Below are 14,732 nucleotides of genomic sequence, written 5' to 3' on the forward strand. Positions count from 1 at the left end.
CACATGTTCGCAGCGGAGCGTCAGCAGGAGATCATGCGCCTGGCCCGCGAAAGCGGCCGGGTGGATGTGCTGTCCCTCGCCGAGGAGTTCCAGGTCACCGCGGAAACCGTGCGGCGCGACCTCAAGGCTCTCGACCGGGCGGGGCTGGTGCGGCGTGTGCACGGCGGCGCCATCCCGGCCGGCCACCTCGACTTCGAGCCGGACCTCGCGGAACGGGACGCGGTCGCCGCCGACGAGAAGGAACGCATCGCGCGTGCCGCGCTCGCCGAACTTCCCGCCGACGGCAGCGTGATTCTGGACGCGGGCACGACATCCGCACGGCTGGCCGCCGGCCTTCCGGTGGAGTCGTCGCTCACGGTCGTCACGCACGCCCTGCCCGTCGCCGCCCGGCTCGCCGACCATCCGGGCATCGCCCTCCACCTGGTCGGCGGACGCGTGCGGCACCGCACCCGTGCCGCCGTCGACGCGTGGGCCCTGCGCGCGTACGGGGAGATCAAGGCCGACGTGGTCTTCCTGGCCACCAACGGATTCGACGTCGAGGGCGGCCTGACCACACCGGACCTCGCCGAGGCCGCCGTAAAGCGGGCCGCCATCGGGGCCGCCCGCAGAGTCGTCCTGCTGGCCGACTCCGCCAAGTTCGGGCAGCAGCACTTCGCCCGCTTCGGTGACCTCACGGACGTGGACCTGCTGATCACCGACACGGGCCTCAGCACCGACGACGCCCGCTCCATCGAACGGCAGGGTACGGAGGTCGTACGCGCATGATCCTGACCATCACACCGAACCCGAGCCTGGACCGCACCTACGAACTGCCGTACCTGGAGCGCGGAGCCGTGCTCCGCGCGGCCAGGGACCGGGTCGACCCCGGCGGCAAGGGCGTCAACGTCTCCCGGGCCGTCGCCGCGGCCGGCCACCGCACCATCGCCGTCGTACCGCTCGGCGGCCCGGAGGGCGCCCTGCTCGACCGGCTGCTCGGCGAGCACGGCATCGAGGCCGCCGGTGTCCCGATCGCCGGCTCGACCCGCGTCAACATCACCCTCGTCGAGCCCGACGGCACCCTCACCAAGGTCAACGCGGCCGGCCCGGAGCTCACCCCGGCGGACGCCGAGGCGCTGCTGGAAGCTGTGCGGGCCCGGTCGGCGGAAGCGGACTGGATCACCTGCTGCGGCAGCCTGCCGCGCGGTCTGCGCCCCGAGTGGTACGCCGAGCTGGTGGCCCGGATCCACCGGGCCGGCGCCCGCGTCGCCCTCGACACGTCGGGGGCAGCCCTGACCGCCGCACTGCGGGAACGGCCCGACGTGGTCAAGCCCAACGCCGAGGAACTCGCCGAAGCCGTCGGCCGTCCCCTCGCCACCGTCGGCGACGCCGTCAAGGCGGCCGAGGAACTGCGCGAGCGAGGCGCCCGGGCGGTTCTCGCCAGCCTCGGGGCGGACGGCCAGCTGCTGGTGGACGACACCGGCACCTGGTTCGGCCACGCGCTCGCCAACGCTGTCCGCAGCAACGTCGGCGCCGGAGACGCCTCCCTCGCGGGCTTCCTCACCGCGGGCGGCAGCGGACCCGCCGCGCTGGCAGCGGCGGTCGCCCACGGAACAGCGGCCGTCCAACTGCCGGGCAGCGTCATGCCCGCACCGGCCGACCTCGACCTGGCGGCGGTCATGACCACCGCGTCCGTCCCCCTGGACCGCCCCCTCGGGGAGCCGGCGCCATGACCGTCCGTCCGGAACCCGCCCGCCGCACGCGTACGGCGTACGCGGGCATTCGGTCTCGCCCGTGGTGAGGCCGGCCGGACGGGTGTCGCAGTACCACGTCCCCACCACCGCCCCTTCGGCGGTTCGCGAGCAAGGAGCCGCGTGATGAGTGAGTTGATCACCGCAGGACTGGTCGATGTCGACCTGTCCGCCGACACGAAGCAAGCCGCCGCCCGGTCGCTCGCCGAGCGGATGGTCGCGGCAGGCCGCGTCACCGATCTCGACGGCTTCCTCGCCGATGTGGCGGCACGCGAGGCCCAGATGCCGACCGGTCTCGACGGCGGCATCGGCATTCCGCACTGCCGGAGCGAACACGTCACCGCCCCCACCCTCGCCTTCGGCCGCAGCGCGGACGGCATCGACTTCGGCGCCCCCGACGGGCCCGCCGATCTGATCTTCCTGATAGCCGCACCAGCGGGTGCGGACGACGACCACCTGACGATCCTCTCGTCCCTGGCCCGGCGGCTCATGGACGCGGAGTTCACCGCCGCGCTCCGCGCGGAGAGCGACGCGGCGGCGGTCGCGGCCCTGATCCGGGGCGAGGAAGCGCCCGCTCCGGCCGGCGCCCCGGCGAGTGACGCTCCACGCGCCGATGCCCTCCCGGCCCCGGCCGACGCCCCGGCGGGCCCCGCCACGGTGTCCGCCCCGTTCCGCATCGTGGCCGTCACCTCCTGCCCCACCGGTATCGCCCACACCTACATGGCCGCAGAGTCGCTCCAGAAGGCCGGCGAGACCGAGGGCGTCGAAGTCGTCGTCGAGACCCAGGGCTCGGCAGGATTCACCCGGCTCGACCCCGCCGTGATCGCGGCCGCCGACGGCGTCATCCTCGCCCACGACGTGGAGGTCAGGGAGAAGTCCCGGTTCGCGGGAAAGCCCACGGTCGACGTCGGTGTCAAGGCGGCCATCAACCGGCCCGCCGAACTCATCGCCGACGTACGGTCCAGGGCCGAGCGCGGCGAGGTGACCGCCGCGGCCCCCACGGCGGCGCCCATGGACACCGGCGCCCCCGGCGACCACTTCGGCACCCGTCTGCGCAAGTGGCTCATGACCGGTGTCAGTTACATGGTGCCGTTCGTCGCCGCGGGCGGTCTGCTCATCGCGCTCGCCTTCGCCATCGGCGGATACGAGATCAGTGACGCCCCTTCGGTGGCCGAGCACTTCGTGTGGAGTGAAGCCGTGAGCTGGGCGGCCCTGCTGTTCCAGATCGGCGGCGCCGCGTTCGGCTTCCTCGTCCCCGTCCTCGCCGGATACATCGCCTACGGCATGGTCGACAGACCCGGACTGGTGCCCGGCATCGTCGGCGGCGCGATCGCGGTGACCATCAACGCCGGCTTCCTCGGCGGTCTCGCCGCCGGTCTCATCGCCGGCGCGGTGGTGATGGCCGTCCAGCGCGTCCATGTGCCGCCCGTGCTGCGCGGCATCATGCCGGTGGTCGTGATCCCGCTGATCTCCTCCGCGGTCGTCGGGTTCCTGATGTTCGTCGTCGTCGGCAAGCCGATCGCCTCCCTCCAGAAGGCCATGACCGACTGGCTGAGCGGCCTGTCCGGCGGTAACGCCGTCCTGCTCGGTGTCCTGCTCGGCCTGATGATGTGCTTCGACCTCGGCGGACCGGTGAACAAGGTGGCCTACGCCTTCGCGGTGGGCGGCCTCGCGACCCCGACCGACGGCAGCCTCAAGGTCATGGCCGCCGTGATGGCGGCCGGAATGGTCCCGCCGCTGGGCATGGCCCTGGCGACGACCGTGCGGGCGAAGCTGTTCACGAAGACGGAACGGGAGAACGGCAAGGCGGCCTGGGTACTCGGCGCCTCCTTCATCAGCGAGGGAGCCATCCCGTTCGCCGCCGCCGACCCATTGCGCGTGATCCCCTCGGCCATGGCCGGCGGAGCCGTCACCGGCGCCCTGTCGATGGCTTTCGACGCCACCCTGCGTGCCCCGCACGGCGGCATCTTCGTCGTCCCCCTCATCGGCGAACCGCTGCTCTACCTGCTGGCCGTCGCGGCCGGCACGGTGGTCACCGCCGCGCTGGTCGTCCTCCTCAAGAGCCGCCGCAGAGCGACGGCGCCGACCGAGACCGTTCCCGCGGCTGGGGCGGCTCCGGACGCCAAGGTGCCCGCGGCCGCCTGACCACGGCCCGGGGCTCAGGCCCCGGGCCGGAACCCGACCGATTCCGGGCCAGCACCCGCCCACCGGCACAGCGTTGTGCCTTCCACGGCGGAACACACACAACCACCGGCAGCCTCCGTCCCGTATCCCCCAGGAGTGTCCTCCCATGCCCCAGCGCACTGTCGTCATCGGTACCCGCTCAGGACTGCACGCCCGCCCCGCGTCGGTCGTCGTACAGGCGGCCGCCCGCCAGCCGGTCCGGGTGACCGTGGCCCGTGACGGAGGAACCCCGGTCGACGCTCGGAGCCTGCTGTCCGTCCTCGCCCTCGGCGCCCAGCACGGTGAGTCTCTCGTACTGTCCGCCGAGGGGGAGGGTGCGCAGACCGCCATCGACGAACTGGCCGCACTGGTCGCCGCCGACCTCGACGCGCAGGAGCAGCGGTGACCCGCCTGCTCCCACGCAAGGCAGGGTGCGGTCTGGGATCCTGTCAATGCCCTCGGGTCGCGGAGTCCTCCCTATGCAGCCAGTCCCACGGCGAGGCCGGCTCGGTACTCGCGTTCGTAGTCGATCGAACTCTGGAATCCGCACACGCTGTGCAGCCGACGTGTGTTGTAGAAGTAAGTCGGTGATCCAGGTGGCGATCCTGATCCGGGCTTCGGCCCGGGTGCGGAGGGTGTGACCGTGCCGTCGGGGGTGTTGAAGTCCGAATCTGGTGCGAACCGCCTTCGGCGCCGGACCGTCGGCTCAGACGACGGTGCCCGTGACGTCGTCCTCAGCCTTGCGCATGGCGGCGCGCAGCAGGGATACGCCCGTGGGTGTGAGGGTGTGCAGCACGGTCGGACCATTCCGAACGGTGGTGATGAGTCCCGCGTCGCGCAACGCGGTGGCGTGTCTGCTGGCGGCGGAGGACGAAACTCCGGCAGCGCGGGCGATCTCACCGGTCGTGGCGCCGGCGGACGCGGCGCGCAGGGCGACCGCTCGGGCACGCCCGAGCACGTTGGTCAGGGACTGCTCGGGGGCACTACCAGTCACCGAGCGGACCTCGGGCTCGTGGAGCAGCGAGTACCAGAGCATGGGTGGCAGTCCCGGGTCGGCGAAGGCAACCGGCTCGCCCCAGTTGAAGTACGAAGGGACGAGCGTGAGCCCACGGCCGTTCAGGTGCAGGTCCCGGTCATCCGTCTGCCTGGGGTAAGCGACCTCCAGGACGGGAGGGCGCCAGCGCAGCATGGGCCCGAGTCCCGCGAGCATGCCCTCCACTCCTCCGTCGAGGAGCCCGCGGCAGCGTGCCGCCCTCTCGGCCTCGATACGCGCCTGCACCTGCTCCTTGTAGGGGGCGACGACGACCTCGTAGTACGCGCGCAGCACCCCCACGAACTCCTTGCGCGCTCCTGGTCCGGCCAGTTGCCCGGCCCACGCAGGTGCTCCGACGGTCCGGTCGAGGATGACCATCTCCTCCATGACCCGTTGCGGAGGCGTAGCCAGAATTGACTCCAGTCCCACGTCCAGTCCGCCCACCGCACCGACCGGGGTGAGAAAATCCGGATAGTACGCGGCCCTTGGATACAAGGGCAGCAAAACACTCCGCAGGACGCGCTCCAGCCCCTTCTCCCGCAGTTGTTGCCGTGTCGTGCGGTACCACCCGGCGAAGGCCCACCTTCCCCTCCGGGACTGGAGCCGGTGCAGACTCGCGGAGATCTCGGAGAGCGGATCAGGAGCGGAGGCGAGCCGGGTCCTCGCCAGATCCACATCGGTGAAGTGAATGCGGAGCATGTCGTTCCCCCAGTTGCGTTCGGCTCTTGCTCTACAGCGCACCAGTGCTCGTTCGGCGCGGGATCGGCCGGGCGATCGTATGTGGCTGCGATCAAGAAACGATAAACGGGGGTTCAACGAGCGTGAGGCACGTACTTATTGGCGCTTACGCATGGGACAATGCAGGGCTCAAGTACAGGCCGGTGGTGCGCCGGGAGCATGCGGCTCTGCTCCTGGCGTCGGTATCAGGACCACGTGGGGGTTGGCCGTGTCCGGCGCGCCAGAACACCTCCGGCTCCCGTTCTACCTGCGATGCTGCAGCGACCGGTTGAGCCCAAGACGGCACTCTTCGCGAAGGAGACCGATCGGTGAGCAAGATATGCCGTTCGGTTATGCGGCCTGAGTTTTCTGGCCGTGCCACTGGCGTGCTTCGGCGATGGCCCGTTCGAACTCGTCCGGCGGATGAGGAATTCCCCGGAACAGACAAAGGCGATGGAACGCCGGCGGATCTTCATTCATCCCCGCACCAGCGATAAGCCCTTCACCCGGGTCAAAGCGTGGCCGAGCCGGCAGTCACGCTTGCCGCGTCAAGCAACTCCTGAGCGCTCACACATCAGGGGCGGTTACTGGTTGAAGGCGTGCAGACAGCGCCAGGTGTCGGGACCGATGATGCCGTCCACATCTGTGCCGCACCGGCTTTGCGCGTCCTTCGTGGCTATCTCGGTGATGCGGCCGAAGATCCCATCGATCTCCACATTGATGTAGCCCGCCCCCTTGTTGAGCATGCACTGCGCGTTCTTGACCGCGGTGCCGGTCGAACCACGTCTGATCTCCGGGTGGCTCTGGGCCTCGGGGCAATCGGCCGCGACGGCGGTGGTGCCGTACGGTGCGGGCTCGGCTCCGGCGGCCGGAGCTGAGGCTCCCAGCACGAGGAGCAGAACGGTGGTGGCTGACAGAGTGGCCGGCTTGATGTTCATGACGATTCCTTTCGACGCGGGTTTCGGACCAGGTGGACGGCGACGGTGGCGGAGCGGGGGCGGTTTCCCGGCTGCCCGGACGGCCAGGTACTCACCGCACCGGGGTTGGCGGCGTCCGGGGCGCCCCACCGGGCGGTGCGCTCGCCGGGGTGCTGGATGTTCACGAAGAGCGTTTGTCCGTCAGGAGTGGCGGTGACTCCAGTGACCTCGGCGCCGCGTGGGGCGGTGAGGAAGCGGCGGACCTTCTTGGTCGTGGGATCGGCGGCCAGCAGGGCGTTGTTGCCGGCCGCCTGATAGGCCGCCGCGGTGCTGTTCAGGGCGTGGCCGGAGACACCGGTGGAGATCCAGAGCGTTCCGTCCGCGCCGAACCAGAGGCCCTTGGGGGCGGCGAACGCACCGTCAGCACTCAGATCCGGGTCACCAGCGACGAGGAACTCCTCCCAGCGGAAGGAGGGCACGGTCTCCTCCCCGCCCTCCTCCTCGCGCCAGCGGATGACGCGCCCGTAGGGGTCGGCACCACGGGCGCAGGGGCCTGCGGCAGCCACACCCTGTGCCGCCCCGCCCCCCGCGCACGAGGAGCCGCCGGTGCTGTTGGCGAGGGCAAGGTACACGCCGCCGTCGAGCGGGTTCACCGCGACCCGCTCGGGCCGGGCGAGAGGAGTGGCGCCGAGGGCGTCCGCGGCCAGTCGGGCGCGCACCAGGACGTCGGCCTGGTCGTGCCAGCCCTTGTCGCGGGTCAGCGGTCCGTGGCCGTGCCTGAGCGGCAGCCACCGGCCGACGCCGTCGGGAGAGATCCTCGCCACGTAGAGGGTGCCGTGGTCCAGCGGACTCCTTCCCCGGTCGCGCAGTCGGCGCCAGCTGTCCGCGCTGACGTACTTGTAGAGGTACTCGCCGTCCTCGGCGTCCGTGCTGTAGACCACGAGGCGTCCGGCGGCTTCGGTCACCGTGGCGCTGCCGTGCATGAAGCGCCCGAGTGCGGTCCGCTTGACCGGGACGGAGGAAGGAGCGCGGGGGTCCAACTCCACGATCCAGCCGAATTCGTCCGGTCTCGCTTCGCGGGCCGCCAGGTCGAATCGCCGGTCGTTGCGGTGCCAGGGGTGGCCGAAGCCGTCGGCGGACAGGCCGTACCGGACGTGCTTCTCGCCGCGTCGCCAGTCGGGATCGTCGGTGCCGAACGCAGCGTTGAAGTTCTCCTCCGCGGCCAGGTAGGTGCCCCACGGAGTGACGCCGTGCCCGCCGCAGGCCAGCACGCCTCGCGACCTGCCGTCGACCGCCACGGGACCGGAGAACCGGACCGGCGAGTCGCCCGTGACCCTCCGGTTGTTCGCCGAATCCACGGCCTTCCATACGCCGCCGGACTCCCGCACCTCCAGCACGGTGAGGCCCTGTGCGGCGACCGCCTTGCCGTCCTCGCCGCCCAGCAGATCGGGGTCCGTCGCCTCGTGGCTGATGACCAGCAGCCCGCGGCGGCTTCCCGCGGCACCGTCGCCCAGGGGGAAGAACTGGACGCCGTGATGATGGCTGCCGACCTGCTGTGCCTGTTCGGCCGCCGTGCCGCTCCCGTCCGCCCGCCATCGGGGCCCGGCCGCGCGTACGGCCTGTCCCCAGGGGGCGAGCACCTCGGCGGTGCAACCCGCCGGGACCGTGACGGCATCCGCCTCACTCGCCGCCACCGCGGTGAAGGACGACAGGCCCCGGGGCGTCGCGCCGGACCGCCCGGCCGACGCGCTCGCGGCCGACGGCAGGGCGGCGGCTCCCGAAGTCCCCAGGCCGAGGAGACCGGCGGCGGCCAGGACTCCGCCCGTGACAACGCCTCGCCGGGACAGCCCTGTTGTCGGGTCGCCCGTGGTGCCCGTGGCGCCTGTGCTGTCCGTGGAGCCTGTGCTGTCCGTGGTGCCCATCGTGTCGTCCCGCATCAAAACCTCCCCTGGTTGAGCGCGGCCTGCAAAGCCTTGGTGGTGCCCGAGCCCCAGTCGCCGTCCACGGCCAGACCGGCGCCGATCATCTTGTTGAGGTGACCCTGCAGGGCCTTCACCGAGGCCAGACCGAAATCGCCGTCCACGGTCAGGCCCGCATCGGCCCAGGTGTTGAGGTGCTGCTGCAGGGCGCGCTTGGACGCAGGTCCCCACTCGCCGTCGGCGGTGACGCCGATCGCCTGTTGTGTCGCGGCGATCGTCTGCGGCCCGAACGCGCCGTCCACCGTCAGTCGTGAGCCGTCGTGGTAGCTCCCGTACGCGGCTTCCGTGTCCGGTCCCCACAGTCCGTCGGCGGTGCTGCCGACCTTGGCCTGGAGCCATTTCACGCCGGTCTCGGTCCTGGGGCCGAAGATGCCGTCGACGCCCAGGGCCGGGTTGTAGCCCAGGCCGTTCACGGCGTGCTGCTGGTAGACGACTGAACGAATCGTCGTCAGACCGCCGTCGGAGTAGGTGGCATCACCACCGGTGAAGTCGTTGTACGCGGCTTCGGTGGCGGGTCCCCAGAGTCCGTCGGCGGTGCTGCCGACCTTGGCCTGGAGCCATTTCACGCCGGTCTCGGTCCTGGGGCCGAAGGTGCCGTCGACGTCCAGGGCCGGGCTGTAGCCCAGACTGTTCACGGCGCTCTGCTGCGAGGCCACGGTCCGGATCGAGGTCAGACCGTTGGAGCTGTTGCCGGTACCGGTGTACGCCTTGTACGCGGCCTCCGTGTCCGGCCCCCAGATGCCGTCCACATCCGTACCGACCTTGGCCTGGAGCCATTTCACGCCGGCTTCGGTCCTGGGGCCGAAGATGCCGTCGACGTCCAGGGCCGGGCTGTAGCCCAGACTGTTCACGGCGCTCTGCTGTGAGGCGACCGACCGTACGGAACCGCCGCCGGTGTAGTCCCCGCCGCCGCCCACGACATCCTTCAGGCCGCTCACCGGCATACCCTCCCGGACCCACGACCGCAGGTCGTTCCCCGGGCAGGCGGTAGAACCCAGGGCGCTGTGATACGTGGTGCGCAGCCGGTGGCCGATCACCGCGTTCGTCTTCTCGTACAGGCTGCGGATCGCCACCTTCGCCGCCGAAGTCGCGTCCCCGTCACTGCCTATGAAGCACACCGCGATATGCGATCTGTTGTAACTACGCGTGTGCGACCCCTCGTTGTGCCATCCGCGGCCCTCGAAAATGCGGCCGCCCCGGTCCACGAGGAAGTTGTAGCCGATGTCCCACCAGCCTTGTCCATCCATGTGGTAGTTCTGGATTACCCGCACGGTCTGTATGGGAGGGCCCGCGGAGTAATGCACCACGAATCCTGTGCGCTCCGACGTCGGTACCTTCGCCACCTGCTTGGGTGGACGCGCTCCCCAACTCGACCTGGAAATGATCTGGAGCGCCTCGGAGTCCGGAGCGGGATCCGCCGGTGGGGCGGGGTCGATGCGCGAACCGTTCTTGGCGTACCGGGAGAGTATCTCGCCCGGGCAGTCAGTGGGCCAGCCACCCGCCTTGTGGGGGAATATCAGGCCTCCGGCCTTCTTCTCCCTCGGCAGTTCATGTCGCAGGTGGTAGATGAGATCCCTTATCGAGTCCAGCATTCTGCCCGTTGGCTCGTCAGATTTGGCCAGCATTCCCTGGATTGAGTAGAAGCAGGTGTTCCGGCCAAGACTGCGGGTGCGGTCCACGTCGATGTAGGCGCCGCCGTTCGCCTCGCCCCGCTCGTAGCCCCTGCCTTGATAGATCGTGCCGTGTGGGCAGACCAGGAAGTTGTATTCAATGTCCCCGGCTTCTTTGTAGTGATCCGGGAACATGCTCGCAATCTTCTTCTGGCAGTCCGTTTCCGAGTCCGGGGAGAACGGGAGGAGGCTCCCCATGTAGTGAATGAATACGCCACCCTTCCATGGCTCCCATGCCCTGGTGGATTTACTCGGGGGCCTACTGAATTGGTTGACGTACCAATCGTCGCCGCGACCTTCCTTCCATCGCGTGTGGAAGTCCATGCTGATGTACTGGGCCCAGAGTGCCCGCGGTGTGATATTTACTGACGCCATTTCCCGAAATCACCGTCTCCTCGGTCTGTGCTGGGCCCGTACGCTTTCGTCTGCGATGCCTCGCTGGACTTCTCCAGCGAGGCATCGGCGCAGGAAACTAGCCGATCACGCGGTGATCCAGTCCTTGATGCACGTGTTGTACGAACCGAAGTCGACGCACATACGCCACTTGGTGATGGAGGTGGAGTCGTAGTCGCTGCTGCAGCCGGACTTGGAGCCGTTCCCGTCGGTCAGCTTGTGCGTGACTCCACCGCGCACGTACTGCACGAACGGGACGTCCCCATCAGCGCTGTCGTCGCAGATAGTGATCGTCTTGTGTGTCGAGGTGACGGAGGCGTGGCCGCAGTCCTCGAGGCCCGCGACGCCGCAGCCGATGTAGTAGTCGTAGCTGGTGGCGTGTGCCTGGGCCGGGACGGCGCCGGCGAAGATCGCGGTGCCTGCCGCGGCAAGCGTGAGGGCGATGGACCGTATCCGCATGAGTGACTCTCTCCTTCTTCGGTGACGGAGGCCGCTCCGGTCCTGCCGGAGTCGAAGCGCTCCCTGATGCGAGAGAGACCAACGATTGCCCAGCGGCCGCCGCTGGGCCATGCTGTTGCGGCTGACGGCAAAAGCTGAGCTCATCGGGGGAGAACGACATGCTCCGCATCCACTTCAGCGAGGTCGACCTGGCCAGAACGCGGTTGGCCGCTGGGCCTATGCGCAGTGGCACCACACCGCACGCCACCGGTTGCGAAAGAAGGGCCTCGAACGAGCCCTGCACACCCTGCTGTTGACGCTGTTCCCCAGGGCCGCCCACTTCCCGGACTTCCTGGACCCCGGCCGAGTCGGCCGACGGGTTCGACGCAGGGCTGGGGGCCGGCCTGGCCAAACCCCTGCCGGTTCACCGCAGTCCTCGAAGGAGCGCTCGACTCGGCAGACAGGGACATCACGGCCCTCGCGGCAGGCGAGGGTACATCTCGGGAGCGGTGCCTGAAACGCGTGGCAGACCAACTCGACGCCACACCGGCCCAGACCGAAGAGTTTCTGGCCCTCGTTCGCGCCCGTCCGGCCGCATGCCGCGAACAGATCGAACAGGACAACCTCCAGGCAATCATGGAGCTCGGTCCGCACCTGAAGTTCCACGAGGCCCAAGCCCTGTACGCGAAGTTGTGCGACCGGACGAGGCTGGCGATGCGAGGAAAGCTGGGGCAGCGCCGGCCACTGCTGGCGACCGCCCCCCAGCCCTCGGCCCGCGTACAACGCAAGGCGGGTCACCATGGCAGACATCGCAGACACCCGCCAGCAACTCCTGACGGAGAACCTGAAGGACTATGTGGAGGCGGCCAAGCGCGCGGCGCTCGCAAACCCCAACCTCGCCACGGCAGGCGGCCCGGACGTGCCACTGCTCGCCACAGCCACATACGCCAGCGGGTCACCTTTCACCGCCACGCCGCACCGCCGATCTGGCCAATGCGGTGACTGCTGAGTTCGGCCACGTCTCACTCGGATCCCTGCTCCCCCTGCTCCCCCTGCCCTCCGGAACCGCCGGTAACGACTCACTGATGCGGAGTGATCGAGCACTGGCTCTCATGCAAGATCTGCGCCAGATCGAACCGCCATCTCATGAGGGCTGCTGCCAAGAGTTCAGCATCGCAATACGCGACGGTCGGCGACGTTCCCTCGATACTGGGCTCAGCCAGCCCAGAGACTCAGCATTAGGCGAGTATCAGCCCCGCCGGAGCCCGCCTGAAGCCGCCAAGATCGAAAATCGAAGATATTCAACCTGACCTGCGGCGATGCCGGTCAGGGTCACAGCTGCCATTTTCACCGGGAGGTACGCATGAGGATGCTCATCAACGTGGCCGAGACCGTCGTGGCCGATGCGTTGCGCGGGATGGCCGCCGCGCATCCGCGGCTCACCGTCGACGTGGAGAACCGGGTCGTCGTACGGTCCGACGCCCCCGTACCGGGCCATGTGGGGCTTGTGTCGGGCGGGGGCAGTGGGCACGAGCCGTTGCACGGTGGGTTCGTCGGGCCCGGAATGCTGTCCGCCGCCTGCCCCGGTGAGGTGTTCACGTCGCCCGTTCCCGACCAGATGGTGCGGGCCGCGGCCGCCGTGGACAGTGGTCAGGGTGTCCTCTTCGTCGTCAAGAACTACACCGGCGACGTACTCAACTTCGACATGGCCGCCGAGCTCGCCGAGGACGAGGGCATTCAGGTCTCCAAGGTCCTCGTCGACGACGACGTCGCCGTGACCGACAGCTCCTTCACGGCGGGCCGGCGCGGCACGGGTGGGACGCTCTTCGTGGAGAAGATCGCCGGCGCGGCGGCCGAGGAGGGCGCGCCGCTGGAGCGGGTGGAGGCCGTCGCGCGGCAGGTGAACGAGTCCTCCCGCAGCTTCGGGGTCGCGCTCAGCGCCGTCACCACGCCCGCGAAGGGTACGCCGACCTTTGATCTGCCTCCGGGGGAACTGGAGTTGGGGATCGGCATCCACGGCGAGCCGGGGCGCGAGCGACGGCCGATGATGACCTCGGGCGAGATCGCGGACTTCGCGGTCGACGCGGTACTGGAGGACCTGCGGCCGACGCGGCCCGTGCTCGCACTCGTCAACGGCATGGGCGCCACTCCGCTGCTGGAGCTGTACGGCTTCAACGCCGAGGTGCAGCGCGTCCTGTCCGAGCGGGGTGTCGCCGTGGCCCGTACGCTCGTCGGGAACTACGTCACCTCGCTGGACATGGCGGGCTGCTCGGTGACGCTCTGTCAGGTGGACGAGGAACTGCTGCGCCTGTGGGACGCGCCGGTCGAGACCCCCGCGCTCCGCTGGGGACGTTGAGCCGACGTACATCCGTAACGACCGCGTGTAAGGAGATCCTGTGCTTGTGCTCGACGCCGAATTCTTCCGTCGCTGGATGTCGGCGATGGCCGCCGCCGTGGACCGTGAGGCCGGCCGCCTCACCGAACTGGACTCGGCCATCGGCGACGCCGACCACGGCAGCAATCTGCAACGCGGCTTCGCGGCCGTCGTCACCGTGCTGGAGAAGGAGCCGCCCGTCACACCGGGTGCGGTACTGGCATTGGCGGGGCGGCAGCTGATCTCGACTGTGGGCGGGGCCTCGGGGCCGCTGTACGGGACGCTGTTGCGGCGTACGGGCAAGGCGCTCGGAGACAACGGCGAGGTGACGGCCGAGAAGCTCGCCGCGGCCCTGGGCGCGGGCGTCGACGCGGTGGCGCAGCTGGGCGGGGCGAAGGCCGGTGACAAGACGATGCTGGACGCGCTGATCCCGGCGGCCGCCGCGCTCGGCGAGACGCTGTCGTTCGGCGCGGCGCGGACCGCGGCCGACGAGGGGGCGCTGGCGACCGTACCGCTGCAGGCCCGCAAGGGCCGGGCGAGTTACCTGGGCGAACGCAGCATCGGGCACCAGGATCCGGGGGCGACGTCTTCGGCGCTGCTCATCGGTACGCTCGCCGACACGGCGGACACGGCGGAGTCTGCTGAGGCGGGCGCGTGAGCGGGGAGAAGCTCGTCGGGGTCGTGCTGGTCTCGCACAGTGCGTCGGTCGCCACCTCCGTCGCCGAGCTGGCGAAGGGCCTCGCGGGCGGCAGGGCGACGGCGCCGGTGGCCGCGGCGGGCGGCACGCCCGACGGTGGGCTCGGCACCAGCTCGGAGCTGATCGCCGAGGCGGCCAGGTCGGTCGACGCGGGCGCGGGGGTCGCCGTACTGGTCGACCTCGGCAGTGCGGTCCTCACGGTGAAGGCGCTGCTGGTCGAGGGTGACGAGCTCCCGGACGGAGCACGGCTGGTGGACGCGCCGTTCGTGGAGGGGGCGGTCGCCGCGGTGGTCACGGCATCGGCGGGCGCGGACCTGGACGCGGTCGAAGCCGCGGCGAAGGAGGCGTACGACTACCGCAAGGTGTGACGTTCAATGACGCCGCTCAGGCCCTTGCCTGCTCTGCTCGGCAGGCAAGGGCCTGGCTCGAGCGCCGGGGCCGGCCCGGGGTCGCGCGGCAGGCACGGCCCGAGGCTGCGAGGCAGGCGCGGCCCGGCGTTGCGTGGCAGGCCAGGGCCGGTGCCCGGCGGGTCAGGCGCGGCCCAGGTCTCGCCCGACAGGCACGGCCCGGCGTTGCGCGACAGGCCAAGGCCAGGTCTCGCGCGGCAGGCACCGCCCAGGTCCC

Annotated in this window: 13 protein-coding genes; 8 read left to right on the top strand and 5 right to left on the bottom strand. The window is 70.1% G+C overall.

The window, feature by feature from the left end:
• The first annotated feature begins 3 nt into the window (after positions 1 to 3).
• The 4 genes from AC1P0E_RS01745 (at position 4) to AC1P0E_RS01760 (ending at position 4,296) form a co-directional block, all read left to right on the top strand.
• Positions 4 to 765, top strand: a complete 762-nt coding sequence (locus AC1P0E_RS01745) for a DeoR/GlpR family DNA-binding transcription regulator (protein ID WP_482740364.1) — start codon at positions 4 to 6, stop codon at positions 763 to 765.
• A complete protein-coding gene (gene pfkB, locus AC1P0E_RS01750) occupies positions 762 to 1,709 on the top strand; it encodes a 1-phosphofructokinase (protein WP_482740365.1) in 948 nt (315 codons plus the stop codon). Before AC1P0E_RS01745 ends, pfkB begins: the two co-directional genes overlap by 4 nt.
• Positions 1,710 to 1,853: 144 nt before the next feature.
• A complete protein-coding gene (locus tag AC1P0E_RS01755) occupies positions 1,854 to 3,872 on the top strand; it encodes a PTS fructose transporter subunit IIABC (RefSeq protein WP_482740366.1) in 2,019 nt (672 codons plus the stop codon).
• 145 nt (positions 3,873 to 4,017) lie between these two features.
• Complete coding sequence (locus AC1P0E_RS01760) at positions 4,018 to 4,296, top strand: HPr family phosphocarrier protein (protein ID WP_482740367.1); 279 nt, start codon at positions 4,018 to 4,020, stop codon at positions 4,294 to 4,296.
• A gap of 300 nt (positions 4,297 to 4,596) precedes the next feature.
• Here the strand turns inward: AC1P0E_RS01760 and AC1P0E_RS01765 are convergent, their stop codons facing one another.
• The 5 genes from AC1P0E_RS01765 to AC1P0E_RS01785 form a co-directional block, all read right to left on the bottom strand.
• The gene (locus tag AC1P0E_RS01765; protein WP_482740368.1) at positions 4,597 to 5,622 is read right to left on the bottom strand and encodes an ArsR family transcriptional regulator; all 1,026 of its coding nucleotides are present in this window, start codon (positions 5,620 to 5,622) and stop codon (positions 4,597 to 4,599) included.
• 602 nt (positions 5,623 to 6,224) lie between these two features.
• On the bottom strand, positions 6,225 to 6,578 hold the full coding sequence (locus tag AC1P0E_RS01770; RefSeq protein WP_482740369.1) for a peptidoglycan-binding domain-containing protein: 354 nt from the start codon (positions 6,576 to 6,578) through the stop codon (positions 6,225 to 6,227).
• A complete protein-coding gene (locus AC1P0E_RS01775; protein WP_482740370.1) occupies positions 6,575 to 8,494 on the bottom strand; it encodes a PhoX family protein in 1,920 nt (639 codons plus the stop codon). Before AC1P0E_RS01775 ends, AC1P0E_RS01770 begins: the two co-directional genes overlap by 4 nt.
• Positions 8,494 to 10,341 carry a peptidoglycan recognition protein family protein gene (locus tag AC1P0E_RS01780; RefSeq protein WP_482740371.1) on the bottom strand — a complete coding sequence of 616 codons (1,848 nt, stop codon included), beginning with the start codon at positions 10,339 to 10,341 and terminating at the stop codon, positions 8,494 to 8,496. Before AC1P0E_RS01780 ends, AC1P0E_RS01775 begins: the two co-directional genes overlap by 1 nt.
• A gap of 345 nt (positions 10,342 to 10,686) precedes the next feature.
• A complete protein-coding gene (locus AC1P0E_RS01785) occupies positions 10,687 to 11,058 on the bottom strand; it encodes a hypothetical protein (protein ID WP_482740372.1) in 372 nt (123 codons plus the stop codon).
• Between the two features lie 778 nt (positions 11,059 to 11,836).
• On the opposite strand from AC1P0E_RS01785, the gene AC1P0E_RS01790 reads away from it, so the two are divergent.
• The 4 genes from AC1P0E_RS01790 (at position 11,837) to AC1P0E_RS01805 (ending at position 14,476) form a co-directional block, all read left to right on the top strand.
• Complete coding sequence (locus tag AC1P0E_RS01790; protein ID WP_482740373.1) at positions 11,837 to 12,046, top strand: hypothetical protein; 210 nt, start codon at positions 11,837 to 11,839, stop codon at positions 12,044 to 12,046.
• A gap of 354 nt (positions 12,047 to 12,400) precedes the next feature.
• Positions 12,401 to 13,393 (top strand): dihydroxyacetone kinase subunit DhaK, encoded by a 993-nt coding sequence (gene dhaK, locus AC1P0E_RS01795; RefSeq protein ID WP_482740374.1) that lies wholly within the window; start codon positions 12,401 to 12,403, stop codon positions 13,391 to 13,393.
• Positions 13,394 to 13,439: 46 nt separating this feature from the next.
• Positions 13,440 to 14,069, top strand: a complete 630-nt coding sequence (gene dhaL / locus AC1P0E_RS01800) for a dihydroxyacetone kinase subunit DhaL (protein WP_482745615.1) — start codon at positions 13,440 to 13,442, stop codon at positions 14,067 to 14,069.
• On the top strand, positions 14,066 to 14,476 hold the full coding sequence (locus tag AC1P0E_RS01805) for a PTS-dependent dihydroxyacetone kinase phosphotransferase subunit DhaM (RefSeq protein WP_482740375.1): 411 nt from the start codon (positions 14,066 to 14,068) through the stop codon (positions 14,474 to 14,476). The genes dhaL and AC1P0E_RS01805 overlap by 4 nt, the downstream gene beginning before the upstream one ends.
• The last annotated feature ends 256 nt before the right edge of the window (positions 14,477 to 14,732 follow it).

This window comes from Streptomyces sp. TRD_SC_5, from assembly GCF_056836825.1.

Excerpts from the sequence above, each read along its gene's own strand:
- AC1P0E_RS01745 (WP_482740364.1), top strand. The coding sequence starts at position 4 with ATGTTCGCAGCGGAGCGTCAGCAGGAGATCATGCGCCTGGCCCGCGAA.
- AC1P0E_RS01790 (WP_482740373.1), top strand. The coding sequence starts at position 11,837 with ATGGCAGACATCGCAGACACCCGCCAGCAACTCCTGACGGAGAACCTG.
- AC1P0E_RS01755 (WP_482740366.1), top strand. The coding sequence starts at position 1,854 with ATGAGTGAGTTGATCACCGCAGGACTGGTCGATGTCGACCTGTCCGCC.
- dhaK (WP_482740374.1), top strand. The coding sequence starts at position 12,401 with ATGAGGATGCTCATCAACGTGGCCGAGACCGTCGTGGCCGATGCGTTG.
- AC1P0E_RS01780 (WP_482740371.1), bottom strand. The coding sequence starts at position 10,341 with ATGTTCCCGGATCACTACAAAGAAGCCGGGGACATTGAATACAACTTC.
- AC1P0E_RS01785 (WP_482740372.1), bottom strand. The coding sequence starts at position 11,058 with ATGCGGATACGGTCCATCGCCCTCACGCTTGCCGCGGCAGGCACCGCG.
- AC1P0E_RS01775 (WP_482740370.1), bottom strand. The coding sequence starts at position 8,494 with ATGCGGGACGACACGATGGGCACCACGGACAGCACAGGCTCCACGGAC.
- AC1P0E_RS01760 (WP_482740367.1), top strand. The coding sequence starts at position 4,018 with ATGCCCCAGCGCACTGTCGTCATCGGTACCCGCTCAGGACTGCACGCC.
- AC1P0E_RS01770 (WP_482740369.1), bottom strand. The coding sequence starts at position 6,578 with ATGAACATCAAGCCGGCCACTCTGTCAGCCACCACCGTTCTGCTCCTC.
- AC1P0E_RS01765 (WP_482740368.1), bottom strand. The coding sequence starts at position 5,622 with ATGCTCCGCATTCACTTCACCGATGTGGATCTGGCGAGGACCCGGCTC.
- pfkB (WP_482740365.1), top strand. The coding sequence starts at position 762 with ATGATCCTGACCATCACACCGAACCCGAGCCTGGACCGCACCTACGAA.